Source organism: Piscinibacter gummiphilus (assembly GCF_032681285.1).
In the GTDB taxonomy this organism is placed as follows: Bacteria; Pseudomonadota; Gammaproteobacteria; order Burkholderiales; family Burkholderiaceae_C; genus Rhizobacter; species Rhizobacter gummiphilus_A.
Map to the genome: position 1 here is coordinate 5020664 of NZ_CP136336.1, position 15346 is coordinate 5036009.

Here is a 15346-nt window from a genome sequence, read left to right on the forward strand (position 1 = left end):
ATCTCTCCTATTCCTTTAGTTACGCTCGAGTTCCATGTCGATCCCGAGCGAACGGATCTCCTTGACCAGCACGTTGAACGATTCCGGCATGCCGGCCTCGATCGCATGCTCGCCCTTGACGATGGACTCGTACACCTTGGTACGGCCATTCACGTCGTCGGACTTCACGGTCAGCATCTCCTGCAGCACGTAGCTGGCGCCGTAGGCTTCCAGTGCCCACACTTCCATTTCGCCGAAGCGCTGGCCGCCGAACTGCGCCTTGCCGCCCAGCGGCTGCTGGGTGACGAGCGAGTACGGGCCGGTGGAGCGGGCGTGCATCTTGTCGTCGACCAGGTGGTGCAGCTTCAGCACGTGCATGTAGCCGACGGTGACCGGGCGCTCGAAGCTCTCGCCGGTGCGGCCGTCGTACAGCGTGGCCTGCGTGCGGGTGTCGGTCAGGCCCTTGGCCTTCGCGATGTCGTCCGGGTAGGCGAGCTTCAGCATGCCGCGGATTTCCACTTCGGTCGCACCGTCAAACACCGGCGTCGCGAAGGGCACGCCCTTGCTGAGGTTCTGCGCCATCTCAATGATGTCGCCGTCGCTCAGGTGGTCGAGCTTCTCGGTCTTGCCGCCCGACTTGTTGTACAGCTCGTCGAGGAACTTGCGCAGCTCGGCGACCTTGGCCTGCTGTTGCAGCATGTCGCCCAAGCGCTGGCCGATGCCCTTGCCGGCCCAGCCCAGGTGCACTTCAAGGACCTGACCCACGTTCATCCGCGAGGGCACGCCCAGCGGGTTGAGCACAATGTCGCACGGCGTGCCGTCGGCCATGTAGGGCATGTCTTCGACCGGGGTGATCTTCGAGACCACGCCCTTGTTGCCGTGACGGCCGGCCATCTTGTCGCCAGGCTGCAGGCGGCGCTTGACGGCGAGGTACACCTTCACCATCTTCAGCACGCCGGCCGGCAGCTCGTCGCCTTGCGTCAGCTTCTTGCGCTTCTCTTCGAAGGCGAGGTCGAAGCTGTGGCGGGTCTGCTCGAGCGAGTTCTTGATCGACTCGAGCTGGTTGGCCAGGTCTTCGTCCGCCGGGCGGATGTCGAACCAGTGGTACTTCTCGACGGTCGCGAGGTAGTCCTTGGTGATGCTGGTGCCCTTGGCGATCTTCTGCGGGCCACCGTTGGCGACCTTGCCGACCAGGAGCTTCTCGATCCGGTCAAAGGCGTCGGCTTCCACGATGCGCAGTTGGTCGTTCAGGTCGAGGCGGTAGCGCTTCAGCTCGTCGTCGATGATCTGCTGGGCGCGCTTGTCGCGCTGGATGCCTTCACGGGTGAAGACCTGCACGTCGATGACGGTGCCACTCGTGCCTTGGTCGACACGCAGCGAGGTGTCCTTCACGTCGGACGCCTTCTCGCCGAAGATGGCGCGCAAGAGCTTTTCTTCCGGCGTCAGCGTGGTCTCGCCCTTCGGCGTGACCTTGCCGACCAGCGTGTCGCCCGGGTTCACCTCGGCACCCACGTAGACGATGCCCGACTCGTCGAGGCGAGCCAGTTGCTGCTCCGACAGGTTGGGGATGTCGCGCGTGATTTCTTCGGCGCCCAGCTTGGTGTCACGCGCCATGACCACCAGTTCCTCGATGTGGATCGAGGTGTAGCGGTCGTCGGCGACGACACGTTCGCTGATGAGGATCGAGTCCTCGAAGTTGTAGCCGTTCCAGGGCATGAACGCGACCAGCATGTTCTGGCCGAGGGCCAGTTCGCCGATGTCGGTGGAGGCACCGTCGGCGATGATGTCTTCGGCCGACACCACATCGCCGCGCTTCACGATCGGGCGCTGGTGGATGTTGGTGTTCTGGTTGGAACGCTGGTACTTGATCAGGTTGTAGATGTCGACGCCGACTTCACCGGCCACGGTTTCCGTGTCGTTGACGCGGATCACGATGCGGTTGGTGTCGACGTAGTCCACCACGCCACCGCGGCGGGCGGCCACGACCGTGCCCGAGTCCTTCGCGGCAACACGTTCGACGCCGGTACCGACGAAGGCCTTCTCGGGGCGCAGCACCGGCACCGCCTGACGCTGCATGTTGGCGCCCATCAGCGCGCGGTTCGCGTCGTCGTGCTCCAGGAAGGGCACGAGCGAGGCCGCCACCGACACGATCTGCGTCGGCGCCACGTCCATGTACTGGATGCGTTCCGGCGAGGTCAGGATGGATTCGCCGTTGTCACGTGCCGAGACCAGCTCGTCGATCAGCTTGCCTTCGCCATCGAGCGTGGCGTTGGCCTGGGCGATCACGTACTTGCCTTCTTCGATAGCCGACAGGTAGTCGATCTGGTTGGTCACCTTGCCATCGGCTACGCGGCGGTACGGCGTCTCGAGGAAGCCGTATTCGTTCAGCTGCGCGTAGAGAGCCAGCGAGTTGATCAGGCCGATGTTCGGGCCTTCCGGCGTTTCGATCGGGCAGACGCGGCCGTAGTGGGTCACGTGCACGTCACGCACTTCGAAGCCGGCACGCTCGCGGGTCAGACCGCCCGGGCCCAGGGCCGAGACACGACGCTTGTGCGTGATCTCGGAGAGCGGGTTGGTCTGGTCCATGAACTGCGACAGCTGGGACGCACCGAAGAACTCCTTCAGCGCCGCAGAGATCGGCTTGGAGTTGATCAGGTCGTGCGGCATCAGGGCTTCGGTCTCAGCCTGGCCCAGACGCTCCTTCACGGCCTTCTCGATACGGGCGAGGCCCGAGCGGTACTGGTTTTCGGCCAGTTCGCCCACGCAGCGCACGCGGCGGTTGCCCAGGTGGTCGATGTCGTCGACCTGGCCACGGCCGTTGCGCAGCTCGACCAGGATCTTCACCACGTCGAGGATGTCGTCGTTGCTGAGCGTCATCGGGCCTTCGGCCGAATCACGCATCACGCGGGCATTGAACTTCATGCGGCCCACGCGCGACAGGTCGTACGTGTCGGCGTTGTAGAAGAGCCGGTTGAAGAGGGCCTCGACGGCGTCTTCCGTCGGCGGCTCGCCGGGGCGCATCATGCGGTAGATGGCGACGCGCGCGGCCAACTGGTCGGCGGTTTCGTCCGCCGCCAGCGTCTGGCTGATGTAGGCGCCTTCGTCCAGCTCGTTGGTGTAGAGGGCTTGCAGCTCCTTCACGCCAGCGGCGCGCAGCTTCTTCAGCAGCGCTTCGGTCAGCTCGTCGTTGGCCTTGGCGATGATCTCGCCGGTGTCGGCGTCGACCATGTTGCGGGCCAGCACGCGGCCCACGAGGTAGTCCTCAGGCACGCTGATGAACTGGGTCTCGGTCTGCTCGAGGGTGCGGGTGTGGCGCGCGGTGATGCGCTTGTCCTTCTCGACCACGACATTGCCGTTCTTGTCGGTGATGTCGAAGCGGGCGATTTCGCCGCGCAGACGGTCGGCCACGAATTCGAGCTGCGCGCCCGAGTCCATCAGGCGGAAGTTGTCGAAGACGAAGAAGTTGGCCAGGATCGATTCCGGGTTCAGGCCGATGGCCTTCAGCAGGATCGTGACCGGCATCTTGCGGCGGCGGTCGACGCGGAAGTACAGGATGTCCTTCGGGTCGAATTCGAAGTCGAGCCACGAACCACGGTACGGAATGATGCGAGCCGAGAACAGCAGTTTGCCGCTCGAATGCGTCTTGCCCTTGTCGTGCTCGAAGAACACGCCCGGCGAACGGTGCAGCTGAGACACGATCACGCGCTCGGTGCCGTTGACGATGAACGAGCCGTAGTCCGTCATGAGCGGCACTTCGCCCATGTAGACCTCTTGTTCCTTGATTTCCTTGACCGTCTTGGCCTGCGCGGCTTCACGGTCATAGATGATCATCTGCAACTTGGCGCGCACGGCGGCGGCATAGGTGAGGCCGCGCTGCTGGCATTCACGCGTGTCGAACGCGGGCTTGGCCATGTTGTATTCGATGAACTTCATCTCCACAAACCCGTTGTGCGACACGATCGGGAAGGCGGAGAGGAAAGCCGCTTGCAGACCTTCTGGTTTGCGTTTCTGCGGTGGGACGTCCTTCTGCAGGAAGGCAACGTAAGACTCCTTCTGCATCGTGAGCAGATAGGGGACGTTGAGGACACTCTCTCGCTTGCCGAAGCTCTTGCGGATACGCTTGCGCTCGGTGTAGCTGTACGGGGTTGCTTGTTGCGCCATAGGTGATTTCTCACTCCATCTCAGGAAACCTGCCTGGCCTAGGCAGATCACCGTCGGCGACTGTCAACTCGAACATTGCGTTCGACGCTTGGTGGCTGGCCACTACCAGCCGCTGGCGGACAACCCCGGCATTGCACCGGGGCCCGACCAAACCTGTTCTCTGCAGTCGGTTCAGAGAACACTTGGAAAGCCCTCGATTGTCAACCGGGGGCTTTACAGGTGTTCTCCAAGGGGTCATCCAGTGGATGTGCCCTTGAAGCGCAAAAGGCTGGGGGCCGAAAACGGCTCCCAGCCCCTTTGCCGGGACTCGATTACTTGAGTTCGGCCTTGGCGCCGGCTTCCACCAGCTTCTTGACGGCGGCTTCGGCGTCGGCCTTGGCAGCGCCTTCCTTGACGGGCTTCGGAGCGCCGTCGACCAGGTCCTTGGCTTCCTTGAGGCCCAGGCCGGTGATTTCGCGCACGGCCTTGATGACGGACACCTTGTTGGCGCCGGCTTCGAGCAGCATGACGTTGAATTCGGTCTTCTCTTCAGCGGCCGGAGCGGCAGCGCCGCCGGCAGCACCACCGCCACCGCCAACAGCCATCGAAGCGGCGGACACGCCGAACTTCTCTTCGATTGCCTTGACCAGGTCATTGAGTTCCATGACCGACATGCTGTCGAGGGCGGTCAGGAATGCGTCTTTGTCGAATGCCATGATGATTTCCTAGATAGATCAGTTGAATAGAGATGCGAGCCGATCAGGCGGCCGGGGCGGCAGCTTCTTCGCGCTTCTTGGCCAGGGCGGCCAGGACGGCAGCGGTGCGCTGAACCGGCGACTTGAGCAAGCCGGCGATCTGCGACAGCAGCACTTCCTTGCTCGGGACCGATGCCAGGGCCTTCAGGCCTTCGGCGTCGAGTGCCTTGCCAGCGTAAGCGCCGGCCTTCAGGACCAGCTTGTCGTTGCCCTTGGCAAAGTCGGCGATGACTTTGGCCGCGGCGACGGCGTCTTCGGAAAAACCGTAGATCAGCGGACCGACCATGGCGTCCGACGCCACTTCGAACGGGGTGCCAGCGACGGCACGGCGAGCCAGGGTGTTCTTCAGCACGTGAAGGTACACGCCCTTTTCGCGCGCCTGCTTGCGCAGCACGTCGAGGTGAGCGACGGTGAGGCCACGGTACTCGGCCAGCGCCAGCGTCTGCGACTTGGCCGCCTGGGCCGCCACATCCGCCACCACGGTGGCTTTCTCGTTGCGATTGAGACTCAAGGTCTGCTCCTCACACAAACGTGTTCTTTGGCGTTGCCGCCTCCAAACACACCACAATGCAGCGACCTCTCTATCCAGAAAACCGGGGTTTTCTTTCCAGCGGGGACCGCCATCTGCGCGGGCGTCGGACCGGGCTCATCACCCGGATCGTCGATTAAGCAGCGTGTGCTGCGCCTGCGGTCTTCGATGACCCGGCCCACCTTTCGCCATTGCTGGCAAGGGCAAGCCGGCCCACCAAACTCTTCAAGACCGCGCCAGACTCAGCGCGATCTCGTGTTTCTCAAGCCTGCGTCGGTGCGGCGTTGATGGTCGCCACGTCCACACGGGCGCCCACGCCCATGGTCGACGAGATCGCCACCTTGCGCAGGTAGATGCCCTTGGACGTGGCCGGCTTGGCCTTGTTCAGGGCTTCGATCAGCGCGCGCAGGTTGCCGGCCAGCTTGTCGGAGTCGAACGAGCGACGGCCGATCGTGCCGTGCACGATGCCGGCCTTGTCGACGCGGAACTGCACCTGACCGGCCTTGGCGTTCTTCACCGCGGTGGCGACGTCAGGCGTCACGGTGCCGACCTTCGGGTTCGGCATCAGGCCGCGCGGGCCCAGCACCTGGCCGAGGGTACCGACGATGCGCATCGTGTCGGGCGAGGCGATCACGACGTCGAAGTCCATGTTGCCGGCCTTGATGCGCTCGGCGAGGTCGTCCATGCCGACGATGTCGGCACCGGCGGCCTTGGCTTCTTCAGCCTTGGCGCCTTGGGCGAACACGGCGACGCGCTTGGTCTTGCCGGTGCCGTTGGGCAGCACGACGGCGCCACGCACGACCTGGTCGGACTTCTTGGCGTCGATGCCGAGTTGCACGGCCACGTCGATGGATTCATCGAACTTGGCGGTGGCGCATTCCTTCACGATCGCGAGCGCGTTGTCGAGGGCGTACAGCTTGGTGCTCTCGACCTTGCCGGCGAGCGCCTTCTGGCGTTTGGTCAACTTGGCCATGCTCAGACTCCTTCCACCGTCACGCCCATCGAGCGGGCGGTACCAGCGATCGTGCGGACAGCGGCGTCGAGGTCGGCGCCGGTCAGGTCCTTGACCTTGACCTTGGCAATCTCTTCAGCCTGTGCGCGGGTCAGCTTGCCAACCTTGTCGGTGTGCGGCTTGGCCGAACCCTTGTCGAGCTTGAGCGCCTTCTTGATCAACACCGCTGCGGGCGGGCTCTTCAAGACGAAGGTGAAGGACTTGTCTGCAAATGCGGTGATCACCACCGGCAGCGCCAGACCCGGCTCCATGCCTTGCGTCTGGGCGTTGAACGCCTTGCAGAACTCCATGATGTTCAGACCGCGCTGACCCAGCGCCGGACCGATCGGGGGGGACGGGTTGGCTTTGCCCGCCGGAACTTGCAGCTTGATGAAGCCGACAATTTTCTTGGCCATCTTTCTCTCCAATCAGGCCCACAGAACTGCATGGGCCTTGAGTGCAAACGCCAAGGACTGGTTACCTTGGCTCCTCGTGCCGGTGTCTCGTCACCAGCAGCAACGGAATGGCTTCAGCGCCGGAGCGCCAAGCCGCCATTCAGGCTCAGATCTTTTCGACTTGGGAGAAGTCGAGCTCGACCGGCGTCGCACGACCGAAGATGGTGACCGACACGCGCACCTTGGACTTGTCGTAGTTGACATCTTCCACGGCGCCGTTGAAGTCGGTGAACGGGCCTTCCTTGACCCGCACCAGCTCGCCGACCGACCACTCCACCTTGGGGCGCGGCTTTTCGACGCCTTCTTGCATCTGGGTGACGATCTTCATCACCTCGGCTTCGGAGATCGGGGCCGGGCGGTTCTTCGCACCACCCACGAAACCCGTGACCTTGCTGGTGTGCTTCACCAGGTGCCAGGTGTCGTCGGCCATCTCCATCTCGACCAGCACGTAGCCCGGGAAGAAGCGGCGCTCGGTGACGGCCTTCTTGCCGTTCTTGAGCTCGACGACTTCTTCCATCGGCACCAGGATGCGGCCAAACTTGTCTTGCATGCCCGAACGCTCGATGCGCTCGCGCAGATTGCGCTCGACGGCCTTTTCCATGCCCGAGTAGGCGTGGACGACGTACCAACGCTTGTTGGTCGCCGGCGCCAGCGAGGCCGCCGTCACTTCACCGCCCGTGGTGGGTTGTTCGCTCATCGGCTTACCTCTTCCATCCGAGAATCAGGTCGTACAGCACCCACTCGAGGGTCTTGTCGGTCAGCCACAGGAACAGGGCCATCACGACGACGAACGCAAACACGTAGAGGGTCATCTGGCCGGCCTCCTTGCGGGTCGGCCAGACCACCTTCTTCACCTCCTTGACGGAGTCTTGACCGAAAGCGATCAGCTGCTTGCCAGATTCGGAAGTGAAGAACGTCCCGACCGCCATCGCCAGCAACACGAGGAGCGCGACCACGCGCACCCACATGTCTTGCTTGCCGAGCAGGTAGAACGCGACCACCGCGCCTACGACGAGGAGGCCGGCCACAGCCAGCTTGGCCTTGTCGGCGCCGGTGGAAACAGTTTCGATTTGCGGATTGGCCATGTGATCGATCTAACGCGCGGGCAACGAGTGCCCTTTCAGCAGCAAAGCCCGCAGGGCTTTTGACTCCTTGCGGGCTTGGCAGGGGCAGTAGGAATCGAACCTACAACCTCTGGTTTTGGAGACCAGCGCTCTGCCAATTGAGCTATACCCCTGTGGCTTTTTCTGACCTTACTCCAGGATCTTGGCAACGACGCCCGAGCCGACGGTGCGGCCGCCTTCGCGGATGGCGAAGCGCAGGCCTTCTTCCATGGCGATCGGAGCGATCAGCTTGACGGTGATGCTGACGTTGTCGCCCGGCATGACCATTTCCTTGTCCTTCGGCAGCTCCACCGCGCCGGTCACGTCCGTCGTGCGGAAGTAGAACTGGGGACGGTAGTTGTTGAAGAACGGGGTGTGGCGGCCGCCCTCTTCCTTGCTGAGCACGTAGATCTCGGCAGTGAAGTGGGTGTGCGGCTTGATGGAGCCGGGCTTGCACAGCACTTGGCCGCGCTCGACTTCTTCGCGCTTGGTGCCGCGCAGCAGGATGCCGACGTTGTCGCCTGCCTGACCTTGGTCGAGCAGCTTACGGAACATTTCGACGCCGGTGCAGGTGGTCTTCTGGGTGGCCTTGATGCCGACGATCTCGATTTCTTCGCCGACCTTGATGACACCGCGCTCGACACGGCCGGTCACGACGGTGCCGCGGCCGGAGATGGAGAACACGTCTTCCACGGGCATGAGGAAGGCGCCGTCGATGGCGCGCTCAGGCGTGGGGATGTAGGTGTCCAGGGCTTCGGCGAGCTTCATGATGGCGCCTTCGCCGAGCTCGCCGGTGTCGCCTTCCATGGCGAGCTTGGCCGAACCCTTGACGATGGGGGTGTCGTCGCCGGGGAAGTCGTACTTGCTGAGCAGCTCACGCACTTCCATCTCGACGAGCTCGAGCAGCTCGGCGTCGTCGACCATGTCGCACTTGTTGAGGAAGACGATGATGTACTTCACGCCGACCTGACGGGCCAGCAGGATGTGCTCGCGGGTCTGGGGCATGGGGCCGTCAGCGGCCGAGCACACCAGAATCGCACCGTCCATCTGGGCGGCACCGGTGATCATGTTCTTCACGTAGTCGGCGTGCCCAGGGCAGTCGACGTGCGCGTAGTGACGGTTGGCGGTCTCGTACTCGACGTGGGCGGTGTTGATGGTGATGCCGCGCGCCTTCTCTTCGGGCGCCGCGTCAATCTGGTCGTACGCCTTGGCTTCGCCACCGAACTTCTTCGACAGCACCGTCGTGATCGCCGCCGTCAGCGTCGTCTTGCCATGGTCCACGTGACCAATCGTCCCCACGTTCACGTGCGGCTTGGTCCGTTCAAATTTGCCTTTTGCCATTTTTCGAGCTCCTAGCGGTCGAGAGAGACGATGCTGAAGAAAACTGTGGTGCCCATGACGCGGATCGAACGCGTGACCTCTCCCTTACCAAGGGAGTGCTCTACCACTGAGCCACATGGGCCGAACCAAACTTCGGTGCCAATCGACACTGGTTTGCGCTTTGAACCACGCAAACCACTGGCGACATCTATGGAGCGGGAGACGGGAATCGAACCCGCGTCATTAGCTTGGAAGGCTAGGGTTCTACCATTGAACTACTCCCGCTCGGGAGCCCCTTCAGGCGCCATGCCATCCGGGTTCAACACTCGTTTTGAAATCGGTTCGCTTTGGTGGAGGAGGCTGGATTCGAACCAGCGTAGGCGTAAGCCAACAGATTTACAGTCTGCCCCCTTTAGCCACTCGGGCACCCCTCCAAAGCGAACCCGGGACTATAGCATCAAATTTTGCGGATCCGCACTCACAGAGCCCACCAGTCGACGAGTTGCTGGGTGGCCACGAAGTGGCTGCCGTCGGCCATGAACTGCTTGTGGAGGTCGTAGGACGGATGGCGCGTGGTCAACACACGCGGCTGCACACCTGGTGGCAGTGCCTGGGCGAGGAAATCCTGAGCCTTGCCACCCCAAAGCAGGAATGTGGGCGGATTGCTCCGCCGGCTCAACGCCGACACGATTTCAGATGTAAGTGCAAGCCAACCAACCTTGAGATGACTGCCTGCGGCGCCGATCTCAACCGTCAGTGCCGGGTTCAAGAGCAACACGCCCTGCCGGGCCCAGCCGTCCAGTTTCCACACCGCAGGCGGCACCCAACCGGGTCGGTCTGCGGCCAACACTTCAAAGATGCGGGCCAGCGACCGTGGCCTGCCATGCCCGGCCGAAAAGGCAAGGCCATCGGCATGGCCAGCCGTGGGGTACGGGTCCTGGCCGAAGATCACGACCTTGGCCTCCTGGGGCGACACGAGGCGCAGGGCGCGGAACGGATCTTCCGGGCCGATCGGCCTGTCGGCGGAGACTTGCTTGATCCGCTCGATCAAGGCCTCCTGCTTGTCGACCGTCCAGCCAGGCAGCACCTCGCGCCACGCCTCGGGCACCGTGCCGAAGGCGGCGCGCAGGTCATCGGCGGTCATGCGAAGAGTTGCGCCAGCGCTGCACCCGGGTCGGCAGCGCGCATGAACGCTTCACCGACCAGGAAAGCGTGGACGTTGGCGTCGCGCATGCGGGCCACATCGGCTGCACCGAGGATGCCGCTTTCCGTTACGAGCAGCCGGTCGCGAGGCACGCGGGGCAGCAAGGACAGCGTCGTGTCCAGCGTCACCTCGAAGGTGCGCAGGTTCCGGTTGTTGACGCCGACGAGCGGCGTCTTCAATTTCAGCGCCCGGTCGAGTTCGGCGCCATCGTGCACCTCGACCAGCACCGCCATGCCCAGCGACAGCGCCTGCGCCTCCAGATCGGCCATCTGCGCGTCGTCGAGGCACGCCGCGATGAGGAGGATGCAGTCCGCCCCCATCGCCCGCGCCTCGTAGACCTGGTATGGGTCGACCATGAAATCCTTGCGCAACACCGGCAAGGCGCAGGCGGCACGCGCCTGCTGCAGATAGGCCGCCGAACCCTGGAAGAACTGAACATCGGTCAGCACGCTCAGGCAGGCCGCCCCGTGGCGTTCGTAGCTGGTGGCGATGTCGGCCGGCACGAAGTACTCGCGCAGCACGCCCTTGCTGGGGCTGGCCTTCTTCACCTCGGCGATCACTGCCGCCTGGCCCGCGGCCACCTTGCGCCGCAGGGCGGCAACGAAGTCGCGGACGTCCGTGCGCGCCTCGGCCTCGCGGCGCAGCGACGCCAGGTCGCGCTGGCGGCTGGCGGCGGCGATCTCCTCGCGCTTGACCGCCACGATCTTGTCGAGGATGTCGCTCATGATTTGAATTGCTGGGTGGCGGCCACGAACTGGCTCAGTTTCTTGGTGGCGGCGCCGGATGCCACCGCTTCGCGGGCGCGCCTGACGCCGTCGGCGATCGACGACACCACGTTCGCGCAGTACAAGGCCCCACCCGCGTTGAGCAGCACGATGTCGCGCAAGGGCCCGTCTTCATTGGCCAGCGCACGCTGGATGCACTGCACCGACTCGGCCTTGTCGGCCACGCGCAACACGCGGCTGTCGTATACGGGCATGCCGAAGTCGCTCGGGTGCACCACGTATTCGCGCACCTCGCCGTTCTTGAGTTCGCCGATCAGCGTCTCGCCCGAGAGAGAGATCTCGTCCATGCCGTTCATGCCGTAGACCACCATCACGTGGTCGGAGCCGAGGCGCTGCAGCACACGCACCTGGATGCCCACCAGATCGGCATGGAAGACCCCCATCAGCTGATTCGGCGCCTGTGCCGGGTTGGTCAGCGGCCCCAGGATGTTGAAGATCGTGCGCACGCCGAGCTCCTTGCGCACCGGCGCGGCATGCTTCATCGACGCGTGGTGGTTCGGAGCGAACATGAAGCCGATGCCGGTCTGCTCCAGACACTGCGCGACCTGGTCCGGCGTGAGGTTCACATTGGCGCCGAACGCCTCCAGTACGTCGGCGCTGCCGGTGCTCGAGGACACGCTGCGCCCGCCATGCTTGGCCACCCGCGCCCCCGCGGAGGCCGCCACGAACATGGCCGCGGTCGAAATGTTGAAGGTGTGCGCACCATCACCGCCGGTCCCGCACAGATCGACGAGGTGCGCCTTGTCGGCCACGGGCACCGGCGTCGCCAGTTCGCGCATCACCTGCGCGGCCGCGGCGATCTCGCCGATGGTTTCTTTCTTGACACGCAAGCCCATTGAGAGCGCCGCGATCATCACTGGCGACATCTCGCCGCTCATGATGCGGCGCATCAGCGTGAGCATCTCATCGTGGAAGATCTCGCGGTGATCGATGACGCGCGCCAGCGCTTCGGTGTTGGTGATGGTCATGGCGGTCAGGGCTCAAACGTTGAAGTAGTCGCGCACGGCGGCGACAGCGCGGTCCACGCCTTCGGCGTCGACGTCGAGGTGGGTCACGAAGCGCAGGCGGTACAGCCCGGTGGCCAGCACACCACGCGATTCGAGATGCGGCAGCAGGCCGGCAGCGCGATCGCCGGCGACATCGATGAAGACGATGTTGGTCTCCGGCCTTTCCACCGTGAGCCCTGCGATGCCTTGCAGCCCCTCGGCCAGACGGCGAGCCAGCGCGTGGTCGTCGGCCAGTCGCTCAACGTGGTGATCGAGCGCATAGAGGGCACCGGCGGCGATGACACCGGCTTGTCGCAGCCCGCCACCCAGCATCTTGCGCCAGCGTTGGGCGCTCTTGATCAGCGCTTTCGATCCGCACAGCGCAGAGCCAACCGGCGCACCGAGGCCTTTCGAGAAACACACCGAGAGCGAATCGAAGTGGCTCGCGATCTCACGCACGGGTACACCGAGCGCCGTCGCCGCATTGAAGACCCGAGCCCCGTCGAGGTGGGTGGCGAGGCCGCGGCGCCGCGCCAACGCCGTCGCCTCGGCCATGAAGGACATCGGCAAAGCCTTGCCGCCAAGCGTGTTCTCCAAACACAACAACCGGCTCTTCGCAAAGTGCGCATCGTCGGGCTTGATCGCTGCCTCGATGCTCGCCAGCGAGAGCGTGCCATCGGCCTCATGCTCCAGCGGTTGCGGCTGCACGCTGCCCAGCACCGCCGCACCGCCGGCCTCCCAGCGGTAGGTGTGGTGCATCTGGCCGACGATGTACTCGTCGCCACGCCCACAGTGGCTCATGATGGCCGCGAGGTTGCTTTGCGTGCCGCTCGTCATGTAGAGCGCTGCTTCCTTCCCGGTGAGGCTCGCGATCCTCTCCTGCAATGCGTTCACGGTCGGGTCGTCGCCGAACACGTCATCGCCCACCTCGGCGCGCGCCATCGCCTCGCGCATGGCGGGCGTGGGCCGGGTGACCGTGTCGCTGCGCAGGTCGACGACCTTCATGCGAACCTCAGTTCTTCAGCTCGAGGAAGTTCTTCAGCATCGCGTGCCCATGCTCGGTGAGGATGGACTCGGGATGGAACTGCACGCCTTCCAGCGGCGTCTTCGTGCCCGCGAGCGCGGTGTGACGCACCCCCATGATCTCGTCGTCCTGCGAGGTGGAGGTGATCTCCAGCTCCTTCGGCAAGGTGGCACGCTCGATCACCAGCGAGTGGTAGCGGATGACGGTGAACTTGTCGGGCAACCCAGCGTAGACGCCGCGCTTGTCGGTGCTGATGACATCGGTCTTGCCGTGCATCTGCGTCTTCGCCCGAACGATCTTGCCCTTGAGCGCCGCACCAATCGCCTGGTGACCGAGGCACACGCCGAGGATGGGCAGCTTCCCGGCGAAGTGCTGGATCGCGCTCACGCAGATGCCGGCCTCGGCCGGCGAGCACGGGCCCGGCGACAACACCAACTGATCGGGCTTCAGCTCGCTGATGCCCTCGAGCGTGATCTCGTCGTTGCGGAACACCCGCACGTCTTCGCCCAGCTCGGCGAAGTACTGCACCAGGTTGTAGGTGAAGCTGTCGTAGTTGTCGATCATGAGCAGCATGTCAGAAGCCCTCCTCGACGAGTTCGGCAGCACGAAGGAGCGCACGCGCCTTCGCTTCGGTTTCCTTCCATTCCAGCTCGGGCACCGAGTCGGCCACGACACCCGCCGCCGCCTGCACGTACAGCGTGTTGTCCTTGATGATGCCGGTGCGGATGGCGATGGCCACATCCATGTCGCCGGCAAAACTCAGGTAACCGCACGCGCCGCCGTAGATGCCACGCTTCACCGGCTCGAGCTCGTCGATGATCTCCATCGCCCGCACCTTGGGCGCGCCGGTCAGCGTGCCAGCCGGGAAGGTGGCCTTGAGCACATCGAGATTGCTCATCCCGTCTTTCAGGATGCCTTCGACATTGCTCACGATGTGCATCACGTGCGAGTAGCGCTCGATCACGAAGGCGTCGGTCACCTTCACGCTGCCGGTCTTGGCGATGCGGCCGATGTCGTTGCGCGCCAGGTCGATCAGCATGACGTGCTCGGCGCGCTCCTTCGGGTCGGCGCTGAGTTCGGCTTCGAGTGCCTTGTCCTGCTCGGGCGTGGCACCGCGAGGCCGCGTGCCGGCCAGCGGGCGGATCGTCACCTTCTGCCCTTCGGGCGTGTGCTCCTGGCGCACCAGGATCTCGGGGGAGGCGCCGACGATCTGGAAGTCGCCCATGTCATAGAAGTACATGTAGGGCGACGGGTTCAGCGAGCGCAACGCGCGGTAGAGGCTGAGCGGTGACTCCGTGTAGCGCTTCTTCAGCCGCTGGCCGATCTGCACCTGCATCATGTCGCCGGCCGCGATGTACTCCTTCGACTTGAGCACCGCGGCGAGGTAGTCCTCTTTCGCGAACTCGCGCTCCACCGCATGCGAGGTGCCGCGCTTCACCGGCGGCGCGGTCACGCTGTACTTGAGCTTGTCGGAGAGCTCGGCCAGGCGCCGCTTGCTGCGGAAGTAGGCCTCGGGCTGCGACGGGTCGGCGTAGACGATGAGGTAGAGCCGGCCCGACAGGTTGTCGATCACGGCCAGCTCTTCGCACTGCAGCAGCAGCACATCGGGCGTGTCGACGCCCCCGGGCTTCTCGGTCTTGGCGAGCTTCGGCTCGATGTAGCGCACCGCGTCGTAGCCGAAGTAGCCGGCCAGGCCACCGCAGAAGCGTGGCAGGCCCGGGCGCAGCGCCACCTTGAAACGCTTCTGGTACTCGGCGATGAAATCGAGCGGGTTGCCTTCGTGCGTCTCGACCACCTTGCCGTCGGTGACGACTTCGGTGCGAAAGCCCGTGGCGCGCAGCAGCGTGCGAGCCGGCAGCCCGATGAACGAATAACGCCCGAAGCGCTCGCCCCCCACCACCGATTCGAGCAGGAAGCTGTGCTTTCCGCTGCCCGAGGCATAGGCCAGCTTGAGGTAGAGCGAGAGGGGAGTTTCGAGGTCCGCGAAGGCTTCGGCCATCAGCGGAATGCGGTTGAAGCCTTCTGAGGCAAGGCTCTTGAATTCGAGTTCGGTGATCACCTTCTGGGCCCTCCAA

The 15346-nt window shown here is 64.2% G+C and carries 14 protein-coding genes and 4 tRNA genes; all 18 read right to left on the bottom strand.

The window, feature by feature from the left end:
* Positions 1-15: 15 nt before the first annotated feature.
* The 18 genes from rpoB to trpE all read right to left on the bottom strand — a co-directional run bounded on the left by rpoB (position 16) and on the right by trpE (position 15330).
* Positions 16-4140: a DNA-directed RNA polymerase subunit beta gene (rpoB, locus tag RXV79_RS23795; RefSeq protein ID WP_316700568.1), complete on the bottom strand. Its 4125-nt coding sequence runs from the start codon at positions 4138-4140 to the stop codon at positions 16-18.
* A 311-nt stretch (positions 4141-4451) separates the two neighbouring features.
* The gene (gene rplL, locus RXV79_RS23800) at positions 4452-4835 is read right to left on the bottom strand and encodes a 50S ribosomal protein L7/L12 (protein ID WP_296726370.1); all 384 of its coding nucleotides are present in this window, start codon (positions 4833-4835) and stop codon (positions 4452-4454) included.
* A 43-nt stretch (positions 4836-4878) separates the two neighbouring features.
* The gene (rplJ, locus tag RXV79_RS23805) at positions 4879-5385 is read right to left on the bottom strand and encodes a 50S ribosomal protein L10 (RefSeq protein WP_201810282.1); all 507 of its coding nucleotides are present in this window, start codon (positions 5383-5385) and stop codon (positions 4879-4881) included.
* Positions 5386-5665: 280 nt separating this feature from the next.
* Positions 5666-6376, bottom strand: a complete 711-nt coding sequence (gene rplA / locus RXV79_RS23810) for a 50S ribosomal protein L1 (RefSeq protein WP_296726366.1) — start codon at positions 6374-6376, stop codon at positions 5666-5668.
* Between the two features lie 2 nt (positions 6377-6378).
* Positions 6379-6810 (bottom strand): 50S ribosomal protein L11, encoded by a 432-nt coding sequence (rplK, locus tag RXV79_RS23815; protein ID WP_296726360.1) that lies wholly within the window; start codon positions 6808-6810, stop codon positions 6379-6381.
* A 145-nt stretch (positions 6811-6955) separates the two neighbouring features.
* Positions 6956-7546: a transcription termination/antitermination protein NusG gene (gene nusG, locus RXV79_RS23820; protein ID WP_201810271.1), complete on the bottom strand. Its 591-nt coding sequence runs from the start codon at positions 7544-7546 to the stop codon at positions 6956-6958.
* Positions 7547-7550: 4 nt separating this feature from the next.
* Positions 7551-7934 (bottom strand): preprotein translocase subunit SecE, encoded by a 384-nt coding sequence (secE, locus tag RXV79_RS23825; protein ID WP_316700572.1) that lies wholly within the window; start codon positions 7932-7934, stop codon positions 7551-7553.
* A gap of 76 nt (positions 7935-8010) precedes the next feature.
* Positions 8011-8086 (bottom strand) — tRNA-Trp (locus RXV79_RS23830).
* A 16-nt stretch (positions 8087-8102) separates the two neighbouring features.
* Positions 8103-9293 (bottom strand): elongation factor Tu, encoded by a 1191-nt coding sequence (gene tuf, locus RXV79_RS23835; protein WP_316700562.1) that lies wholly within the window; start codon positions 9291-9293, stop codon positions 8103-8105.
* 46 nt (positions 9294-9339) lie between these two features.
* A tRNA-Thr gene (locus tag RXV79_RS23840) sits at positions 9340-9414 on the bottom strand.
* 69 nt (positions 9415-9483) lie between these two features.
* Positions 9484-9557 (bottom strand) — tRNA-Gly (locus RXV79_RS23845).
* A 63-nt stretch (positions 9558-9620) separates the two neighbouring features.
* Positions 9621-9706: transfer RNA gene (locus RXV79_RS23850), tRNA-Tyr, on the bottom strand.
* A 44-nt stretch (positions 9707-9750) separates the two neighbouring features.
* Positions 9751-10416, bottom strand: a complete 666-nt coding sequence (locus RXV79_RS23855; RefSeq protein ID WP_316700574.1) for a uracil-DNA glycosylase — start codon at positions 10414-10416, stop codon at positions 9751-9753.
* A complete protein-coding gene (trpC, locus tag RXV79_RS23860; RefSeq protein WP_316700575.1) occupies positions 10413-11201 on the bottom strand; it encodes an indole-3-glycerol phosphate synthase TrpC in 789 nt (262 codons plus the stop codon). The genes RXV79_RS23855 and trpC overlap by 4 nt, the downstream gene beginning before the upstream one ends.
* Positions 11198-12229, bottom strand: coding sequence for an anthranilate phosphoribosyltransferase (trpD, locus tag RXV79_RS23865; protein ID WP_316700576.1), 1032 nt, complete (start codon positions 12227-12229; stop codon positions 11198-11200). The genes trpC and trpD overlap by 4 nt, the downstream gene beginning before the upstream one ends.
* A gap of 12 nt (positions 12230-12241) precedes the next feature.
* Positions 12242-13252: a low-specificity L-threonine aldolase gene (gene ltaE / locus RXV79_RS23870; protein ID WP_316700577.1), complete on the bottom strand. Its 1011-nt coding sequence runs from the start codon at positions 13250-13252 to the stop codon at positions 12242-12244.
* Positions 13253-13259: 7 nt separating this feature from the next.
* Complete coding sequence (locus RXV79_RS23875; RefSeq protein WP_316700578.1) at positions 13260-13844, bottom strand: aminodeoxychorismate/anthranilate synthase component II; 585 nt, start codon at positions 13842-13844, stop codon at positions 13260-13262.
* Position 13845: 1 nt separating this feature from the next.
* Positions 13846-15330, bottom strand: a complete 1485-nt coding sequence (gene trpE, locus RXV79_RS23880) for an anthranilate synthase component I (protein ID WP_316700579.1) — start codon at positions 15328-15330, stop codon at positions 13846-13848.
* Positions 15331-15346 lie beyond the last annotated feature (16 nt).

What these genes read in the sequence shown, in the direction of transcription:
- nusG (WP_201810271.1), bottom strand. Translation starts at nt 7,546, where the DNA reads ATGAGCGAACAACCCACCACGGGCGGTGAAGTGACGGCGGCCTCGCTG.
- trpD (WP_316700576.1), bottom strand. Translation starts at nt 12,229, where the DNA reads ATGACCATCACCAACACCGAAGCGCTGGCGCGCGTCATCGATCACCGC.
- rplA (WP_296726366.1), bottom strand. Translation starts at nt 6,376, where the DNA reads ATGGCCAAGTTGACCAAACGCCAGAAGGCGCTCGCCGGCAAGGTCGAG.
- RXV79_RS23855 (WP_316700574.1), bottom strand. Translation starts at nt 10,416, where the DNA reads ATGACCGCCGATGACCTGCGCGCCGCCTTCGGCACGGTGCCCGAGGCG.
- rplL (WP_296726370.1), bottom strand. Translation starts at nt 4,835, where the DNA reads ATGGCATTCGACAAAGACGCATTCCTGACCGCCCTCGACAGCATGTCG.
- trpC (WP_316700575.1), bottom strand. Translation starts at nt 11,201, where the DNA reads ATGAGCGACATCCTCGACAAGATCGTGGCGGTCAAGCGCGAGGAGATC.
- rpoB (WP_316700568.1), bottom strand. Translation starts at nt 4,140, where the DNA reads ATGGCGCAACAAGCAACCCCGTACAGCTACACCGAGCGCAAGCGTATC.
- tuf (WP_316700562.1), bottom strand. Translation starts at nt 9,293, where the DNA reads ATGGCAAAAGGCAAATTTGAACGGACCAAGCCGCACGTGAACGTGGGG.
- ltaE (WP_316700577.1), bottom strand. Translation starts at nt 13,252, where the DNA reads ATGAAGGTCGTCGACCTGCGCAGCGACACGGTCACCCGGCCCACGCCC.
- rplK (WP_296726360.1), bottom strand. Translation starts at nt 6,810, where the DNA reads ATGGCCAAGAAAATTGTCGGCTTCATCAAGCTGCAAGTTCCGGCGGGC.
- RXV79_RS23875 (WP_316700578.1), bottom strand. Translation starts at nt 13,844, where the DNA reads ATGCTGCTCATGATCGACAACTACGACAGCTTCACCTACAACCTGGTG.
- secE (WP_316700572.1), bottom strand. Translation starts at nt 7,934, where the DNA reads ATGGCCAATCCGCAAATCGAAACTGTTTCCACCGGCGCCGACAAGGCC.